At 67.3% G+C, this 15,051-nt stretch carries 14 protein-coding genes and 1 tRNA gene; 8 read left to right on the plus strand and 7 right to left on the minus strand.

Going from position 1 to position 15,051, the window contains the following annotated elements:
• Positions 1 to 138 precede the first annotated feature (138 nt).
• From PNO31109_RS09830 to blaPNC, 3 genes are all read left to right on the plus strand, one after another.
• Complete coding sequence (locus PNO31109_RS09830; RefSeq protein ID WP_150555431.1) at positions 139 to 1,434, plus strand: NAD(P)/FAD-dependent oxidoreductase; 1,296 nt, start codon at positions 139 to 141, stop codon at positions 1,432 to 1,434.
• Positions 1,435 to 1,436: 2 nt separating this feature from the next.
• Positions 1,437 to 1,904, plus strand: a complete 468-nt coding sequence (locus PNO31109_RS09835; protein ID WP_150555432.1) for a DUF3331 domain-containing protein — start codon at positions 1,437 to 1,439, stop codon at positions 1,902 to 1,904.
• Positions 1,905 to 2,427: 523 nt separating this feature from the next.
• Positions 2,428 to 3,660, plus strand: coding sequence for a PNC family class C beta-lactamase (blaPNC, locus tag PNO31109_RS09845; RefSeq protein WP_150555434.1), 1,233 nt, complete (start codon positions 2,428 to 2,430; stop codon positions 3,658 to 3,660).
• A 179-nt stretch (positions 3,661 to 3,839) separates the two neighbouring features.
• Here blaPNC and PNO31109_RS09850 read toward each other — a convergent pair whose 3' ends face one another.
• The 5 genes from PNO31109_RS09850 to PNO31109_RS09870 form a co-directional block, all read right to left on the minus strand.
• Positions 3,840 to 4,412, minus strand: coding sequence for a DUF1993 domain-containing protein (locus PNO31109_RS09850; RefSeq protein WP_150555435.1), 573 nt, complete (start codon positions 4,410 to 4,412; stop codon positions 3,840 to 3,842).
• Positions 4,413 to 4,549: 137 nt separating this feature from the next.
• Positions 4,550 to 5,407 carry a class I SAM-dependent methyltransferase gene (locus PNO31109_RS09855; protein WP_150555436.1) on the minus strand — a complete coding sequence of 286 codons (858 nt, stop codon included), beginning with the start codon at positions 5,405 to 5,407 and terminating at the stop codon, positions 4,550 to 4,552.
• A 97-nt stretch (positions 5,408 to 5,504) separates the two neighbouring features.
• A complete protein-coding gene (locus tag PNO31109_RS09860) occupies positions 5,505 to 6,419 on the minus strand; it encodes a LysR family transcriptional regulator (RefSeq protein WP_150555437.1) in 915 nt (304 codons plus the stop codon).
• Between the two features lie 47 nt (positions 6,420 to 6,466).
• Positions 6,467 to 7,054: a cysteine hydrolase family protein gene (locus PNO31109_RS09865; RefSeq protein WP_241014040.1), complete on the minus strand. Its 588-nt coding sequence runs from the start codon at positions 7,052 to 7,054 to the stop codon at positions 6,467 to 6,469.
• A 346-nt stretch (positions 7,055 to 7,400) separates the two neighbouring features.
• Positions 7,401 to 8,336, minus strand: coding sequence for a nickel/cobalt efflux protein RcnA (locus PNO31109_RS09870; RefSeq protein ID WP_150555439.1), 936 nt, complete (start codon positions 8,334 to 8,336; stop codon positions 7,401 to 7,403).
• Positions 8,337 to 8,454: 118 nt separating this feature from the next.
• On the opposite strand from PNO31109_RS09870, the gene PNO31109_RS09875 reads away from it, so the two are divergent.
• The 4 genes from PNO31109_RS09875 (at position 8,455) to PNO31109_RS09890 (ending at position 11,753) form a co-directional block, all read left to right on the plus strand.
• Positions 8,455 to 8,727 carry a metal/formaldehyde-sensitive transcriptional repressor gene (locus PNO31109_RS09875; RefSeq protein ID WP_150555522.1) on the plus strand — a complete coding sequence of 91 codons (273 nt, stop codon included), beginning with the start codon at positions 8,455 to 8,457 and terminating at the stop codon, positions 8,725 to 8,727.
• 13 nt (positions 8,728 to 8,740) lie between these two features.
• Complete coding sequence (locus tag PNO31109_RS09880; protein WP_150555440.1) at positions 8,741 to 9,370, plus strand: ABC transporter ATP-binding protein; 630 nt, start codon at positions 8,741 to 8,743, stop codon at positions 9,368 to 9,370.
• 311 nt (positions 9,371 to 9,681) lie between these two features.
• Complete coding sequence (locus PNO31109_RS09885) at positions 9,682 to 11,562, plus strand: methyl-accepting chemotaxis protein (protein WP_150555441.1); 1,881 nt, start codon at positions 9,682 to 9,684, stop codon at positions 11,560 to 11,562.
• 106 nt (positions 11,563 to 11,668) lie between these two features.
• A tRNA-Leu gene (locus tag PNO31109_RS09890) sits at positions 11,669 to 11,753 on the plus strand.
• Positions 11,754 to 11,872: 119 nt separating this feature from the next.
• On the opposite strand, the gene PNO31109_RS09895 is transcribed toward PNO31109_RS09890, so the two are convergent.
• Complete coding sequence (locus tag PNO31109_RS09895) at positions 11,873 to 13,180, minus strand: Nramp family divalent metal transporter (RefSeq protein WP_150555442.1); 1,308 nt, start codon at positions 13,178 to 13,180, stop codon at positions 11,873 to 11,875.
• 119 nt (positions 13,181 to 13,299) lie between these two features.
• Here PNO31109_RS09895 and PNO31109_RS09900 point away from each other — a divergent pair, with 119 nt between their 5' ends.
• Positions 13,300 to 13,929, plus strand: a complete 630-nt coding sequence (locus tag PNO31109_RS09900; RefSeq protein WP_150555443.1) for a hypothetical protein — start codon at positions 13,300 to 13,302, stop codon at positions 13,927 to 13,929.
• Between the two features lie 146 nt (positions 13,930 to 14,075).
• Here the strand turns inward: PNO31109_RS09900 and PNO31109_RS09905 are convergent, their stop codons facing one another.
• Positions 14,076 to 15,035 carry a sigma-54 interaction domain-containing protein gene (locus tag PNO31109_RS09905; protein WP_241014035.1) on the minus strand — a complete coding sequence of 320 codons (960 nt, stop codon included), beginning with the start codon at positions 15,033 to 15,035 and terminating at the stop codon, positions 14,076 to 14,078.
• Between the last annotated feature and the right edge of the window lie 16 nt (positions 15,036 to 15,051).

Here is a 15,051-nt window from a genome sequence, read left to right on the forward strand (position 1 = left end):
AATTCGCAACGGCAATGCGCCAAGTCTACCCGACCCGGCCGCGCCTGCCTGCCCAGACACGTCCTATTTGACATGCCCGGTGCACGCTCGCTATTATGCGCTTATTCATCACTTGTTGAATTTGACATTTCCCCTCGAATGTCTCGCGCAAACCGAATCGTGATCGTCGGTGGCGGTATTGCCGGCCTGATGCTGGCGACCCGTCTGGGCCGCACGCTGGGCCGCAGCGGCAGTGCGCGCGTGACATTGATCGACAGTCATCCCACGCACCTCTGGAAGCCGATGCTGCACGCCGTGGCGGCCGGCACGCGCGACGTCACCCGTACCGAAGTGACCTATCTCGCCCACGCCTGCAGTCACGGGTTCACGTATCAGGCGGGCCGCATGTGCGGTCTCGACCGTAGGCGGCGCGAGGTCGTGCTGGGGGAGATGGCGGGCCCCGACGGCTCGCGCCTGCTCGGCGAGCGTCGCGTGCCTTACGACGCGCTGGTGCTCGCCCTCGGTTCACAGGCCGATGACGCCCACCTGCCCGGTGTGCGCGACGTTTGCCATTTCATCGACAGCCAGCCGCAGGCCGAAGCATTTCACGCGGCCTTGCGCTGCGAGGCGCTGCGCAGCGTGGTCAATGACGATGCCCTGCGCATCGTGATCGCCGGCGGCGGCACGACGGGCGTGGCGCTGGCGGCCGAGTTGAGCCGCACGTTCGCGCTCGCGGCCGGGTATGGCGACCCGCAGATTGCCGAGCGGCTCAAGCTCACGCTCGTGGAGCGTGCGCCGCGTCTGCTGGGCGCGTTCCCGCCCGACGTCTCGGCGTCCACGCAAGCGCGGCTCGAAGGACTCGGCTTTCGCGTATTGACCGATACGCGCATCGTTTGCGCCGATCGCGACGGTTTCTATCGCGACGACGGTCAGCTGATTCCCGGCGACCTGCTCGTCTGGGCCGCGGGTGTCAAGGCGCCCGACGTTCTGCGCGGCATTGGCGGTCTGACGACCAACGACGCCAACCAGGTCGTGGTGCGCAACACCCTGCAGACGGCGCAGGACGAGCGCGTCTTCGCGCTGGGCGACTGCGCGTCGCTCACGCCCGCGCCGGGCGAATTCCCGCTGCCGCCGACGGCGCAGGTGGCCACGCAGCAGGCGGCGCACCTGGGCCGCCATCTCGGGGCGTGGCTCGAAGAAGGGCGCGCCATCGCGCCGTTCGTGTACCGGGCGCCCGGTGCGTTGGTATCGCTGTCGGGATACAACGCGTCCGGCGCTCTGGGACGATTCGGATTTTTCAAAGGTGGCATCGTGCGCGGACGCTTTGCGCAGTGGAGCCACGCCATGTTGTACCGACGCCATCAGCACGCGCTGCACGGGTTCGCCCGCGCGACCGTGCTGCTGGGCGCGGAAAAACTCGGCGGCCTTCGCGGGCCGCGCATCCGGCTGGCCTGACCATGCGAAGCGACAGAACCGATTGCCCCAACCGAAGCGGCAGCCGCCGCGCCTCCGGCACCTCCGCGACCCGTTCGGCGCGCGCCTCGCGCGCCGCCGTGCGCGATCAGGGTGTCTGGCAGCACACCGTAGCCATGCTCGACGCCGAGCCGGTCGTGTGCCAGCCGGTCATTCCGTACACGCGGCGAGCGCCGATCGTGCGCGTGCTGGAGATCTCCAGCGAGTTGACGATCACCGTATCGTGGAACGACGCGATGGGCGGCAACTACGGCGCGCAGATCTGGCGCATTCGCAAGGCGCACCATCCGGGCGAATGCGCGCTGACCGGCGAGACCATCGACGTGGGCGACTTCGTCTACCGTCCGCTCTTCGGTGACATTCCGCCGCTCAACGCCGACGCCATGATTCTGGCGAGCGCCATTCGCGCCATGCGCGAGCGCGAACTCGAACCGGCGTTGCAGGAGGACTGACCGACTCCCTCGCGCTGAAATGTCGCCCCCCGACCCCCCGTTGAATTCAGCGCGTTGCCGCCCCGAGAGGGCGGTTTTTTTTATCCTCGCGGCTCTCCCTCGCGTGCTTCGTGCGCTTCGTGCGCTTCGTGTGCTTCGTGTGCTTCGTGTGCTTCGTGTGCTTCGTGTGCTTCGTGTGCTTCGTGTGCTTCGTGTGCTTCGTGTGCCTCGTGCGCTTTGACTTTCATGCCGACGGCGGACCGCGGGCCGCCGGCGCCTCGCCGGTTTGTCCGGCCATCACCGTTATGACGATTCGAGGCCATCGAAGCGGTTTGAAGCGACGGTGGCGGCTGTGACGGTTTCGGCGGTTTCGACAGTGACTGCCGTTACTGCCGTTACTGCCGTTACTGCCGCTACTGTCGTTACTGCCGTTACGGTGGTGCGACGCGAAAGCCGACGGCTTTGGGATTACGCTTCGGGCATCGCTCGCCGCGCCTCACAATGACGGCAACCCGGCCCCTCATCGCCAAGGAGAGTCTTCCCGATGTCCAAGCCCCGCCCTACCGCCTTCACCACCCTGGCCGCCCTGGCGGCCGCCACCGCCATCGTCTGGATGGGCCTTAGCACCCGCAGTCATGCGGCGCAGCCGCAGCCCGAGAACGATCCGCGTCTGGCGGAAGTCCGCTCGCTCGTCGACCAGACCGTCGAACCGCTGATGGCCCGGCAGCAGATTCCCGGCATGGCCGTCGGCGTGGCGTTCGACGGCAAGTCCTACGTCTTCGACTACGGCGTGGCGGACAAGGCCGACAATCGCCCCGTCACGCCCGACACGCTCTTCGAAATCGGCTCCGTGAGCAAGACGTTCACGGCCACGCTCGCGACATACGCGCAGGGCGCCGGCGCGCTGTCGCTCAGGGACAAGACGAGCCGCTTCATTCCCGAAGTGGCCGGCACGCCGTTCGGAAACATCAGCCTCGTGAACCTCGCCACGCACACCACCGGCGGCATGCCGCTGCAAGTGCCCGACGACGTCACCACCGACGAACAACTGCTCCAGTACCTCGAGGCGTGGAAGCCCGCGCAGCCCGCCGGTACCGTGCGCACATACTCGAACGTGAGCATCGGCATGCTCGGCAGGATCGTTGCACGCGCCATGCGCGGCGACTTCGCCACGCTCATGACGCAGCACGTTTTCCGGCCGCTGGAGCTCGGGCATACGTACATTCGCGTTCCGGCCGACCAGATGCAGCACTACGCGTGGGGCTATGGCAAGGACGGCGACCCCGTGCGCGTCTCGCCGGGGTTGCTCGAGGCCGAGGCCTACGGCGTGAAGACGACCGCCGGCGATCTGCTGCGATTCGTGAACGCCAATCTCGGCAAGCCGGTGTTCGACCATCGCCTGCGCCATGCGATCTACGCCGCACGCACCGGCTACTTCTTCGACAAGCCGATGACGCAGGATCTGATCTGGGAGCAATACCCGTATCCGGTCAGCGTGGAGACGCTGCTCGAGGGCAATTCCGCGAAAATGGCATACGAGCCGACCCCCGTGCGCGAGTTCTCGCCGCCGATGGCGCCCACGCCGGTCGCATGGGTCAACAAGACCGGTTCGACGAACGGTTTCGGGGCTTACGTGGCGTTCGTGCCTTCCAGGCAGATGGGCATCGTCATGCTGGCGAACAAGAACTATCCGATCGACGAGCGCGTGCGTGCGGCGCATCGCATTCTCACGGTCCTCGACGGCATGCCGCGCACGCCGGTCGTTCCACAGCCGTGATTCGACCCTGCGCGCCCCCGTGCGGGGCGCCATTGCCGACATCGGCGCCCGGACACTCTCGCCGGCGACGCCGCCCGGTCAGCGGCCAGACCTTGCGGGCCCTTGAGCCCGATGTGCAGGCAAACGACAGGCCCGCCGCCCCTCGTCGGGGAGTGAACGAGTGGCGGGCAGCGACGGCTTCAGCCTTGGGGTGCGCTGCCGGGACGCAGGTAGCCGAGCACGTGAGCCACGTAGTCGGCCTTGCCCAGTTCCACGCCGTGCTGGCGCAGGATGGCGTAGGCGGTGTTGGTATGGAAGTAGAACTGCGCGAGCAGCCAGTCGCGCACGTACTGCTCGCCGGTCATGTCGAAGATCACGCCGTTGGGCAGGGCGAGCGAGACGGCCCTGTCGGCGCCGGCGTCGAGCGCGTCGGCGGGCAACGCGTCGACAAAGGCGATGGCGTTGGCCAGACACGCCTGCGCCTGCGCGAACGTGCCGGGCTTTTCGCTTGCCGCCCAGCCTTCGCTCTGCACGGCGAGCACGTCCTCCGGAATCGCTTCGCCACGCAGGCGAAACGCCGGCTCCATGGCCTGGTAGCTCACGAAGCGCACCTGCGCGGCGAGCGGGTACATGTCGGGCGCGAGACGCAGCGTCATCAGCGCATCGGCCGTGCCGCCCTTCGACTTCTCGTAGCGTGCCGCCTTGTCGAGCCATGCCGACAGGGCGCGCATCATTTGCGAGGTCGTCGGCTTCAGAATTTCGGTGAGGGTCATGCGGCGGCTCCGTGTGTGCGTGTCCGGGTGGAAGTCCGGGGGCGAATGGTCGCGGCCGGGAAGGTGCCGCCCGCGAAGCTTATCGCGGCCGCCGCCAGTTCGCACGCCAGACTGTCCCGGGCGCGACGCGAAGCCCGCTACGTCGTGGCGACGAGAAGCTCCTCCGCGTTGGCCGGCGGGCGCAGCCCGTCACTGCGATTCGCGAAGTAGCGCTCGGTCAGCGCCTGCGCGCCAACGTGTCGGGCGTCGCGAAAGCCATTCTCGCGCGCGAACGCCATCATCTCGTCCGGCGTGAAGAAGCTGATGAACGGCGTGCCGCTCGCCCGCGCGCCTTTCTCTGCCATCTCCAGTCCCGGGCGCACGGCCGGGTCCGCCATCGACAGCGGCAGCAAAAACGTCATTGCGAAGGTCGATCCCGGCGCGAACGACGCCACTTCGCGCAGCGTCGCGGCATTGGCCTCGCGGGTGAGGTACATGCTCACACCGGTCGAGACGACCACGGCCGGCGCGTTCGGGTCGAAGCCGCTTTGCAGCAGCGCCTCGCGCCACGACTGGCCCGCCTCGAAGTCGACCGGCACGAAACGCAGGCTGTCGGGCACGCCGTAGCCGAGTGCGATCAGGCGTCTGCGCTTCCACTCCTGCGGACCGGGACGGTCGATCTCGAAGATCGTGAGCCGCTCGGCAAGCTCCACACGCCGTTGCGCGAAGCTGTCCAGTCCGGCGCCCAGGATCACGTACTGGCGCACGCCGCGCGCCGTCTGCGCTTGCACCAGGTCTTCGATGAAGCGCGCACGCGCGACGATCGAGGCGCGAAACGGCTGCGTGAATGGGCTCATGTCGCCTCGCTCGCGCCAGTCGTCCGGCGGGTCGAGCAGCTTCAGGCCGATGTCGTCTTCCAGGACGTGCGGCGCGGCGTCCACTTCGAGATGCAGCGCGCGCCATAGCGCCACGCGCTCCGCCGTACTGTCGGGGGCGATGTCTTTCGGATGTGTCATGTCGCGTACCTCGTGAGATCGGTGCCGGATGCGCAGATTTTTGCACAGACGGCGCGACCGGGTAAGACAGCGTTTCGCGCGTCGCCGCCGCGACCGCTCACGATTGCCGATAGTGTTCCGCCATGAAGTCGACGAACGCGCGCACCTTCGGATTGACGTGGCGCGTGTGCGGGTAGAGCGCGTAGTAGTGGCTGCGTCCCGCCGAGTACTGCGGCAGCACGCGCACGAGCGTGCCGCGCGCGAGCTCCGCGCGCACGGTGCGTTCGGTGAATGCGGCAATGCCCGCGCCCGCGAGCGCGGCGGCGAACACGGCCGTGATGGCGTCCGACGTCACCGCACCGTTGAGCACCACGCGGTGTGCCGAGCCGTCGGGCGCGCTCAGCGTCCATTCGGTCGGCGCGGTCGGTGCGCTCAGCGTTCTCGCGCCCGCGAAAACGAGCGCGTGATGCCGGGCGAGATCGTCCGGCGAAGCAGGCAGGCCATGCTGCGCGAGGTAGGTCGGGGAGGCGACCAGCACGGTGTCGGACGCCGTCAGCCCCTTCGCCATCAGGCTGCTGTCGGCCAGCGGCGCACTGCTGATGCGCAGCGCCGCGTCGAATCCCTCGGCGAGCAGATCGACGTACTGGTCGCTGCACGACAGGGCCAGCGTAATGTCCGGATAACGCAAACGAAATGCGGGCAGCCACGCCGGCAGCTCGAGCGTGCCCACCACGAGCGGCACCGTCACGCGCAAGGCGCCGCTCGGCTGCTCGCGCTCGGCGGACATGGCGTGCGCCATGGCGTCGACGCGCGCCAGGATGTCCGCGCAATGGCGGTGGTAGCGCTCGCCCGCGCCGGTGAGCGAAAACCGGCGCGTGCTGCGATTGACGAGCGCCACGCCGAGCGCCGCCTCCGTCCGCTTCAGTTGCCGCGACACGCTCGAATGCGACATGCCCAACGCATCGGCCGCGGCCGAGAAACTCCGGGTTTCGGCGAGCGTGTGAAAAATGCGCATTGCCAGCAATTGATCCATGGCGCGAGCGGGGCGTGCAGTCAATGGGGCTCGGAGAAAGGGCGTGTTCAGCGCAACGGCAGGCGCAGCACTTCGGCCGTCGTCAGCACGTCGCCGAAGGTGTCCTCGATTTCGGCGAGTGCCGCCGCGTGCAAGGCGTCGCTCGTGACGCGCGAACCGTCCGCGCGCACGATGTCGCGGGTCGCGGTAGCGTCCGATGCTACCACGACGCCATAGCCGAGCGGCACGGCGTCGCGCGCCGCGCCGGCCACGCACGCGTGCGTCATGAGCCCGGCGATCACGAGCGTGTCGACGCCTTGCGCCTTGAGCCGCTTGTCGAGATCGGTGCTCGCGAACGCGCTCACCGTCGTCTTGCGCAGGACCGTGTCGCGCTCGCGCGGCGCCATGCCGGGCGCGAACTCGACGGTCTTGCCGTCGAGTGCGAAGACGGGCGCCCCGTTGGGCGCGACGTGCTGGATCTGATACACGGGCATGCCGGCGCGATCGGCCATCGCGATCAGCTGCTGCGCATTGGCCAGCGCGCGCGTGCCGTCGGGAATCGGCATGCGGCCGGTGAAGTATTCGTTCTGGAAATCGATCACGATCAGCGCCGTGCGTTTCGGGTCGAGGTGGTCGATGCGCCCGGCGCCGAGCATGGCGCGAATGGTCGGATGAGCGGCGCCGTGCGCGGTGCGCCGCGCGTCTTTCTCGCCTTTCACGTCCGCCGCCTGCGCCGCGGCGCTCACCGCGGCGGACAGCGACAGCCCGAGCGTTGCCAGGCGCAGCGTGCGAAGAAACAGATGAGTCATGACGGAGCCTCCAGAGGGGTGTTGTCGAGGCACCCAGTCTAGGCGGCGGTGTTCGCGGCAACCAGACCGCGCCGGACACATCACTTGTTTGCCGTCTGCACCAATTGACGGCGGGTTGCGGGGGGTGGCGGCATTGCGTCGCCCGTGCGAACCAGACGCTGAAGTTCGGGCGTTGAAGTTCGGGCGTTGAAGATCACGCGTTGAAGAACAGTTGCGCGGCGCCGTGATAGCCGACGTACAGACCGACCAGCACGATGAGGATGCCGGAGAGGTAGGGCGCCTTGCGGGCGAACTCGCCGAAGCCGCTCCAGCGACGCGATACATGCCGCACGCTGAGCGCCGCCAGCGTGCCGGAGGCCACCATCGTCAGCGCGAGGCCGAGGCTGAAGCACAGCACCAGGCCGGCGCCCAGCGCGAACCGTTTGAGCTGCAGGCACAGCAGCAGCACCGTGATCGACGCCGGGCACGGAATCAGGCCGCCCGTCAGGCCGAACATTACGATCTGGCCGGTCGTCACCTCGCGGCCGGCAAAGCGCTTGCGGATGTCGCGCGCGTGCGCCCGCTCATGGGCGTCCTGATAGCCGTCGACGCCCAGCGCCAGGGCAGGGTCCGAATGCGCCGAATGCTCAGAATGCGCCGAATGCACGGCGTGACGCCCGGCGTCGGCGCGATCGTCATGGTGATCGTGCGCGTGGTCGCGGTCGTGATCGTGTGCGTGATCGTGATTGTGATTGTGATTGTGATCGTGGCCATGATCGTGGTCGTGCGAATGACCATGCTCGCCATGGCGGTTATCGCGCCACGTGCGCCACAGCATCCAGGCGGCGATCAGCAGGATGAGCGCGCCGGACGCCAGCTGAAAATAGGGCTCCGTGGCCTCGGCGTTCCAGTGGCGTCCGAAATACATGCCCGCCACGGCCACGAGCCAGACCACGGCCGTGTGCGAGAGCGTGGCCGACAGGCCAAGCAGCACGGCTTGGCCGACAGTGCCGCGAATGGCGACGATGAACGCCGCCATCATGGTCTTGGAATGCCCGGGCTCGAGCCCATGCAGCGCACCGAGCAGGATGGCACTGGGCACGAACAGCCAGGCATTGCCCTGCTGGAGAACGGTCGAAAATTCGGTCATGGAAAAGCGGTCGGCAGCGAATGAGCGATGCGCGCAATATACTCCCCCTGAGTATATTCGTGTTAGTCTTTTTCGCGAGTTCGTCGACAACTTTTCGTCAGTACAGGGGGCGCGGCACATCGTGCATACGATCCGGGACAAGAGCAAGCTGCTCGCGCGCGTTCGTCGCATTCAGGGCCAGACGCAGGCGCTGGAGCGCCAGTTGAGCGAAGAAGGCGACTGCGTCGACGTGCTGCAGCAGATCGCGGCCATTCGCGGCGCGGTCAACGGCCTGATGGCTGCGGTCATCGAGGGCCATCTCGTCGACCACCTCGTCCGCGAGCCCGAGCAGGCCAGTCGCGAAGCCGAACTCGCGCCCGTGCTCCACGTCATCAAGGCCTATCTGAAGTAACCGATCCCGTCCCATGCTGCGCTTCGACAACCTCACCCAGCGTTTCGGCGACTTCACGCTGTTCGAAAACCTGAGCTTTCGCGCCGAGCGCGGCTGCTTCGCGTTGCGCGACGAAGGCGGCGGCGGCAAGACCACGCTGCTCGGCATGCTCGCCGGCATGCGCGAGCCCGGCGAGGGCAACATCTGGATCGGCGGCCGCTCCATGCGCGAGGACGCCGCTGCCGCGCGCGCGGCGCTCGCGTTCGTGCCCTATGACTGCCTGCGCGAGCCGCAGCAGACGGGGCGCGGTTTTCTCGACGCGCGTGCGGCGGCCCGCGGCACCACGGTCGACGCGCACGTGCTCGATCTCGCCGAGCGTTTCAGCCTCATGCCGCACATGGAAAAGCGCTTCGAGCAGATGTCGACCGGCACGCGTCGCAAGTTCTATCTCACGGCGGTGCTGCTGGGCGGCCCACGCGTGGTTCTGGCCGACGAACCGACGGGCGGACTCGACGCCGCCTCGCGCGCCGTACTGATCGACCTGTTCGCCGCGCTCGGACAGACCGGGTGCGTCTTCTTCTCGACGCACGACGACGAGCTCGTCGAGGGCTGCCGCGCCACCACGCTCGGTTTCCCCGACCTCGCCCGCTCGCATCCCGCCTGATCGCTGCGGGCGCCCCGCCGACTATCGCGGACTATCGCGGACTATCGCGGACGAATGCGAACCATCCGGGGCCATCGGAGGCCATCGCGGCCACCGTTTCGCCTCTTGCGGGGGCACCGGGGCAGCCGGGAATGCCGCTGCGCGCACAGCCGTTGAAACCGACCCGGCCCGCGTTGATCTGGGCTCACTAAAGTTCGGCGGCAAAGTGGCCGTAAGCGCAGGGAGCATAGCGGCAGCGGACCGGCACGACGGCCCTGCGCGAGCAGCCCTCCCCCTCAACGGCTCGCTGGCGAGCCCACCGATGAAAGCCCATGAAAGTCACTTCGTTGCGAACCCGGATTCTGCTCATCACCTGTCTGACGGTGGTGGGGGCGCTGATGCTCTCTGGCGTCACGACTTATGCGATCGTGCGCGACAGCATGATGTCGAGCATTGCGCAGACGCTCTCGGCCGTGGCCAACGGCAATGCCAGCGCCATCGAACGCTGGTCCGCCGACAAGGCGCAGGCGGTCACCGCCACCGCGCAGGTCGTCGAAAAGGGGGACCCCGCCGGACTCGTCAAGCTCATGGGCAAGACGAACGACTTCCCGATCACGAGCGTCGGCTGGTCGGACAAGACATTCTTCTCCACGGCGCCCACCCCGCCCGATTACGATCCGACCGCGCGGCCGTGGTACAAGAGCGCCGTCGCGGCGGGCAAGCTCACCGTCACCAAGCCGTATGGCGACTCGTCGACGGGTATCCCATACGTGGCCTTTACCACGCCGCTCGTGCGTGACGGCCAGACGGTGGGCGCCGTGAGCGGCGCGGTGGCGCTCACGGGCGTGCAGGACATCATCAAGGCGGTGCACCCCACGCCGTCGAGCCTGGCGCTGGTGGTGGCGAGCGACGGGCAGGTGATCGCGCACCCGGACAACAAGTTCTCGCTCAAGCCGTCCACCGACGTGGCGGCGACGCTCACGGCCGAATCGCTGCCGGGCCTGGCGAGCGACGCCGCCGCGCCGGTCCTGATGACTCTCTCGGGCGCGCCGAAGCTCCTCAAGGCCAAGCGCATTCCGGGCACGGACTGGTATCTGGTGGTCGCGCTCGATCGCGCCGAGGCCACGGCCGGACTCACTTACGTGCTGTGGGCGACAGTCATTACGCTGGTCGTACTCACGCTGGTGGCGCTGGCAATCGCCTCGGTCTTCACGTCGCGCGCGTTCAAGCGTCTATCGGCGGTGCGCGACGCGATGGACACCATCGGCTCGGGCGATGGCGACATGACGCAGCGCCTGGACGTCGTCGGCCACGACGAGGTCGCGCAAATCTCGACGTCGTTCAACGCATTCGTCGACAAGATCAGCTCGGTGATGCTGGACGTGCGTTCCGGCGTCGCTTCGATGACGTCGGCGACGAGCGAGATCGAGATGGGCAACCGCGACCTGTCGCAGCGCACGGAGGCCTCGGCGGGTTCGCTGCAGGAGACGTCGTCCGCGCTCACGCAACTCACCTCCAGCGTCAGGCAGACGGCCGATACGGCCGAGCATGCGACGCGTCTGGCCAACGATGCGAGCGCCGCGGCAGTGCGCGGCGGCCAGGTGGTGACCGACGCGGTAAGCACGATGGGGGCGATTACGCAGTCCTCGGAGCGCATCACGGAAATCATCGGCGTGATCGACGGCATTGCCTTCCAGACCAACATTCTGGCACTCAACGCGGCCGTGGAGGCGGCCCGCGCGGGCGAACAGGGCCGCGGGTTCGCGGTGGTGGCGGGCGAAGTACGCACGCTGGCGCAGCGCAGCGCGGCGGCGGCGCAGGAGATCAAGGCGCTGATCGAGACGTCGGTGCAGAACGTGAAGAGCGGCACGGAGCGTGTGCAGGCGGCAGGCACGACGATGCACGAGATCGTCGAGGGCATCACCCGCGTGCAGCGTCTGGTGGGCGAGATCCACGGCGCGATGACCGAGCAGAGCGCCGGCATCAGCCAGATCGACCGCTCGGTCTCGGAGATGGATCAGGCGACGCAGCAGAACGCGGCGCTGGTCGAGGAGTCGGCGGCGGCCTCGGCAATGCTGAGCGAGCAGGCACGCATGCTGGCCGAGACGGTCGCGCGCTTTCGCCTGCGCGAGGGCCGGCAGGAGGCCCCGCGCGGCATGGGCGACGCGCCGTCGCTGTCCGCGGTCACGCCGCAGCAGCGTCTGGCGGCGTGATGCGGCAGCGGGCCACGACGACGCACGCATGCACCTGCGCACATACGCGCAGGCGCACGGGAAGCATTCACAAAACTTGGTTTTCCCGTTACAATCGCGCTCCCCTGCCCAGGTGGCGGAATTGGTAGACGCACTATCTTGAGGGGGTAGCGCCGAGAGGCGTGCGGGTTCGAGTCCCGCCCTGGGCACCAAGGCATTCAAGAAGGCAGAGGCGCGCGAGCGCTTCTGCCTTTCTCGTCTGTGTGGGTATGTCTGGGTATGTGGGGGCATGCGTGGGCGCGCCGGCGGCTGCATGGCCACCGTGCACGCCCTACGTGAGCATGGTGTAGCCCATCACCGCCACGCACACGGTCATCAGCGCCGTCGCGACCCACCCGCCGATCGCGATCGCGCGCGAGTTCTTCATCTTGCCCACGACCGTTTCGCGCGAGGACAGCACCATCACCATGACCATGCACGGCACCGCGACGACGCCATTGATCACCGCGCTCCAGTACAGCGCCTTGATCGGATTGATCGGGCTGAAGCACACGAGCGCACCGACCACCGTGCACAGCGCGATTACCGCGTAAAAGGTCCGCGCGGTGCGCGGCGTCTTGCTCATGCCGGACGGCTGGCGAAGCGCGCCCGCGAGCGCATAGGCCGAGCTTCCGGTAAGCGACGGGATGGCCAGCAGCCCGCAGCCGATGAGTCCCAGCGAGAAAAGCAGCCGGGCCGATTTCCCGGCAACCGGCTCGAGCGCGCTCGCCGCCTGGCTCGTCGATTCGATGTCGTGGACACCGTGGGTGAAAAACGCAGCGGCGGCCGTCATCATGATGCAGGCCGCCACGACGTTCGAGGTCAGCATGCCCACCCACGTATCGGCCAGAATGCGCTTTTCCTGCGTATCGCGCTCGTGCGCCGCGCGCTTGACGGGGTGCTCGTCGTCGCGCGCCTCGATCTCCTCGACCTCCAGCGCCGACTGCCACACGAACAGATAGGGGCTGATGGTCGTGCCGAGAATGGCCACGAGCGTCGTCGCATACTCCTTCGACGGTGAGATGGTGGGCAGGACGATGGCGTGCAGCGCCGCACGCCAGTCGGTATGGATGACGAACAGATTCGCGATGTAGGCGAACAACGCGAGCGTGAGCCATTTCAGATAGCGCGCGTATGCCTCGTACTTCAGGCGCACCTGGAGGACGAGCGTGAGTGCCGCGAACAACACCGCGTACCAGTAGTTCTTCCCGCCGATGGCTTCGGCGGTGGCGTCGCCCATGGCGGCGAGATCGGCGCCGACGTTGATGACGTTGGCAATGACGATGAGCGTCGCGATCACGATGGCCGTCGCACGCGAGTAGTTTTTCCGGACTTCGCTCAGGATGCCGTGACCGGCGCCGCGTCCGATGTGTGCGGACGCCACCTGGATGCAAACCATCAGCGGGATGGTGATGATCGCCGACCAGAGCACGTTGTAGCCGAACTGCGACCCCGCTTGCGTGTAGGTCGCGATACCGCTCGGATCGTCGTCGGCCACGCCGGTCAGCAGCCCCGGCCCCAGCCGCCGGAACAGGGACGGCTGCCGCTCGCCCCCGCGCGCCTTGCCATGTGTCACGGATGCTTCTTCTGTCGTTTTCATGGTCCGCTCTCCCTTTCCAACGACCGTCAGCAAGTATCGTGCCACCGGCTGCCGGCACGGTCCTTGCATGACATTGCATCCGACACGTGTATTCCACCGTTGTGACCAAGGAGAAAACCATGGCGTCCCACAAGAAGCAACAGCCGAAAGATCAAGGCTTGCGCGAGCTTTTGTATCAGGCCTACGAGACGGAACTGGGCGGCGAGAAGGTCTACACCGCCGCGCTCAAGTGTGTAAAAAATGCAGACCTTGAGAAGGAATGGAACGAGTACCTCGAACAGACCCGGCATCACCAGCAGGTGCTCGAGCATGTGCTCTCGTCGCTCGGCATGAGTGTCGACGAACGCACCCCCGGCCGTGAGGTCGTCGCTCACCACGGCGCCTCGCTCGTGGCAGCGATCGAGCTGGCCGCCAAGTCGGACAACCCCGCGCTGGCGGAAATCGTCGCCGCAGAGTGCGTTGTGCTAGCCGAGACCAAGGACCACCAGAACTGGGAACTGCTGTCGACCGTTGCCGAACATACCGAGGGCGATCTCAAGCAGGTGTTGCAGGACGCCGTCTCGGCGGTCGAGACCGAGGAGGACCACCACCTGTATCACACGATGGGCTGGGCCCGCGAACTCTGGATCGACACGCTGGGCTATCCGGCCGTGCTGCCGCCGCCGGAGGAAAGAAAGCATGTGGAATCCGCGATCGGCGCAGCGCGCGCCGAGCAGTCACGAGAGAAGATGATTTCGCGGCGGCACTGAGGCGGCACTGAGGCGGCGCGTTGCGACGATGCGCGCGGCGCGAGCGCGCCGCACGCGGGCCATTCGTGCTATTCGCACCATGTGCCCCGCGACGGAGCGCCCGACTGCGAAGGGCCCTGCTGCGCGGGGTCCTACTGCGCGGGGTCCTACTGCGCGGCGTCCGAGGGCGCCAGGCGGCCCAGGCGGTTGTACAGCGTCTTGAGGCTGATGCCGAGCGACCTGGCCGCGGCCGGCTTGTCCCCGCCGAAATGGCGCAGCGCCGACGCGATCATGAACTGCTGCGCCTCGAACAGCGGAGCGCCGACCGGGATCGACACCATGCCGCCCTCGAAGACGGCCTTCGCACTCGGCCCCGGTGCGGGCGTGAGCTCGAGTTCGTCGTCGGCGAGAATGAACGCGCGCTCGATCGCGTTGTGCAGCTCGCGCACGTTGCCGGGCCAATGGTACCGGCCGAGGATTTGCAGCGATCGCTTCGAAAATGATTTCGACGTGCCGCATTTTCCATTCAGTTCGGACAACTTCATTTCCGCCAGCGCGAAAACGTCGCTGCCGCGTCGCCGCAAGGGCGGCACCGACACCGTGAAAGCGGCAAGCCGGAAAAACAGGTCCTCCCGGAACTTGCCTTTGCGCGTGGCTTGCGCGGGGTTGCCGTTGGTGGCGGCGATGATGCGCGTGTTGAACGCCACCGGCTCGGTGCCGCCCACGCGAAACGCGGTGCGCGTCTCGAGCGCGCGCAGCAGCTTGACCTGCAGGCCAGCGGGCATGTCCTGGATCTCGTCGAGCAGGACGGTGCCGCTGGCCGCGGCTTCGAAATATCCGGCGCTGGTGCGATGCGCGCCGGTAAAGCTGCCGCGCTCGTGGCCGAAGAACAGCGATTCCGCGAGATCCTCGGGAATGGCACCGCAGTTGACGGAAACGAACGGGCCGGCGGAATTGAGGCCCTTCTCATGAAGATAGCGCGCAACGACTTCCTTGCCGCTACCGGTTTCACCGACGATCAGCACGCTCGCGTTGGTGGGCGCCAATCGTTCGATCGTCGCTCTCAGGTTGCATATCGCCGACGATTCACCGATCAAACGGTGCTCGGCGCGTCCAACTTTCAGCATCGATTCCTCCCAGAAC

The organism is Pandoraea nosoerga, from assembly GCF_902459585.1.
Classification (GTDB): Bacteria; Pseudomonadota; Gammaproteobacteria; order Burkholderiales; family Burkholderiaceae; genus Pandoraea; species Pandoraea nosoerga.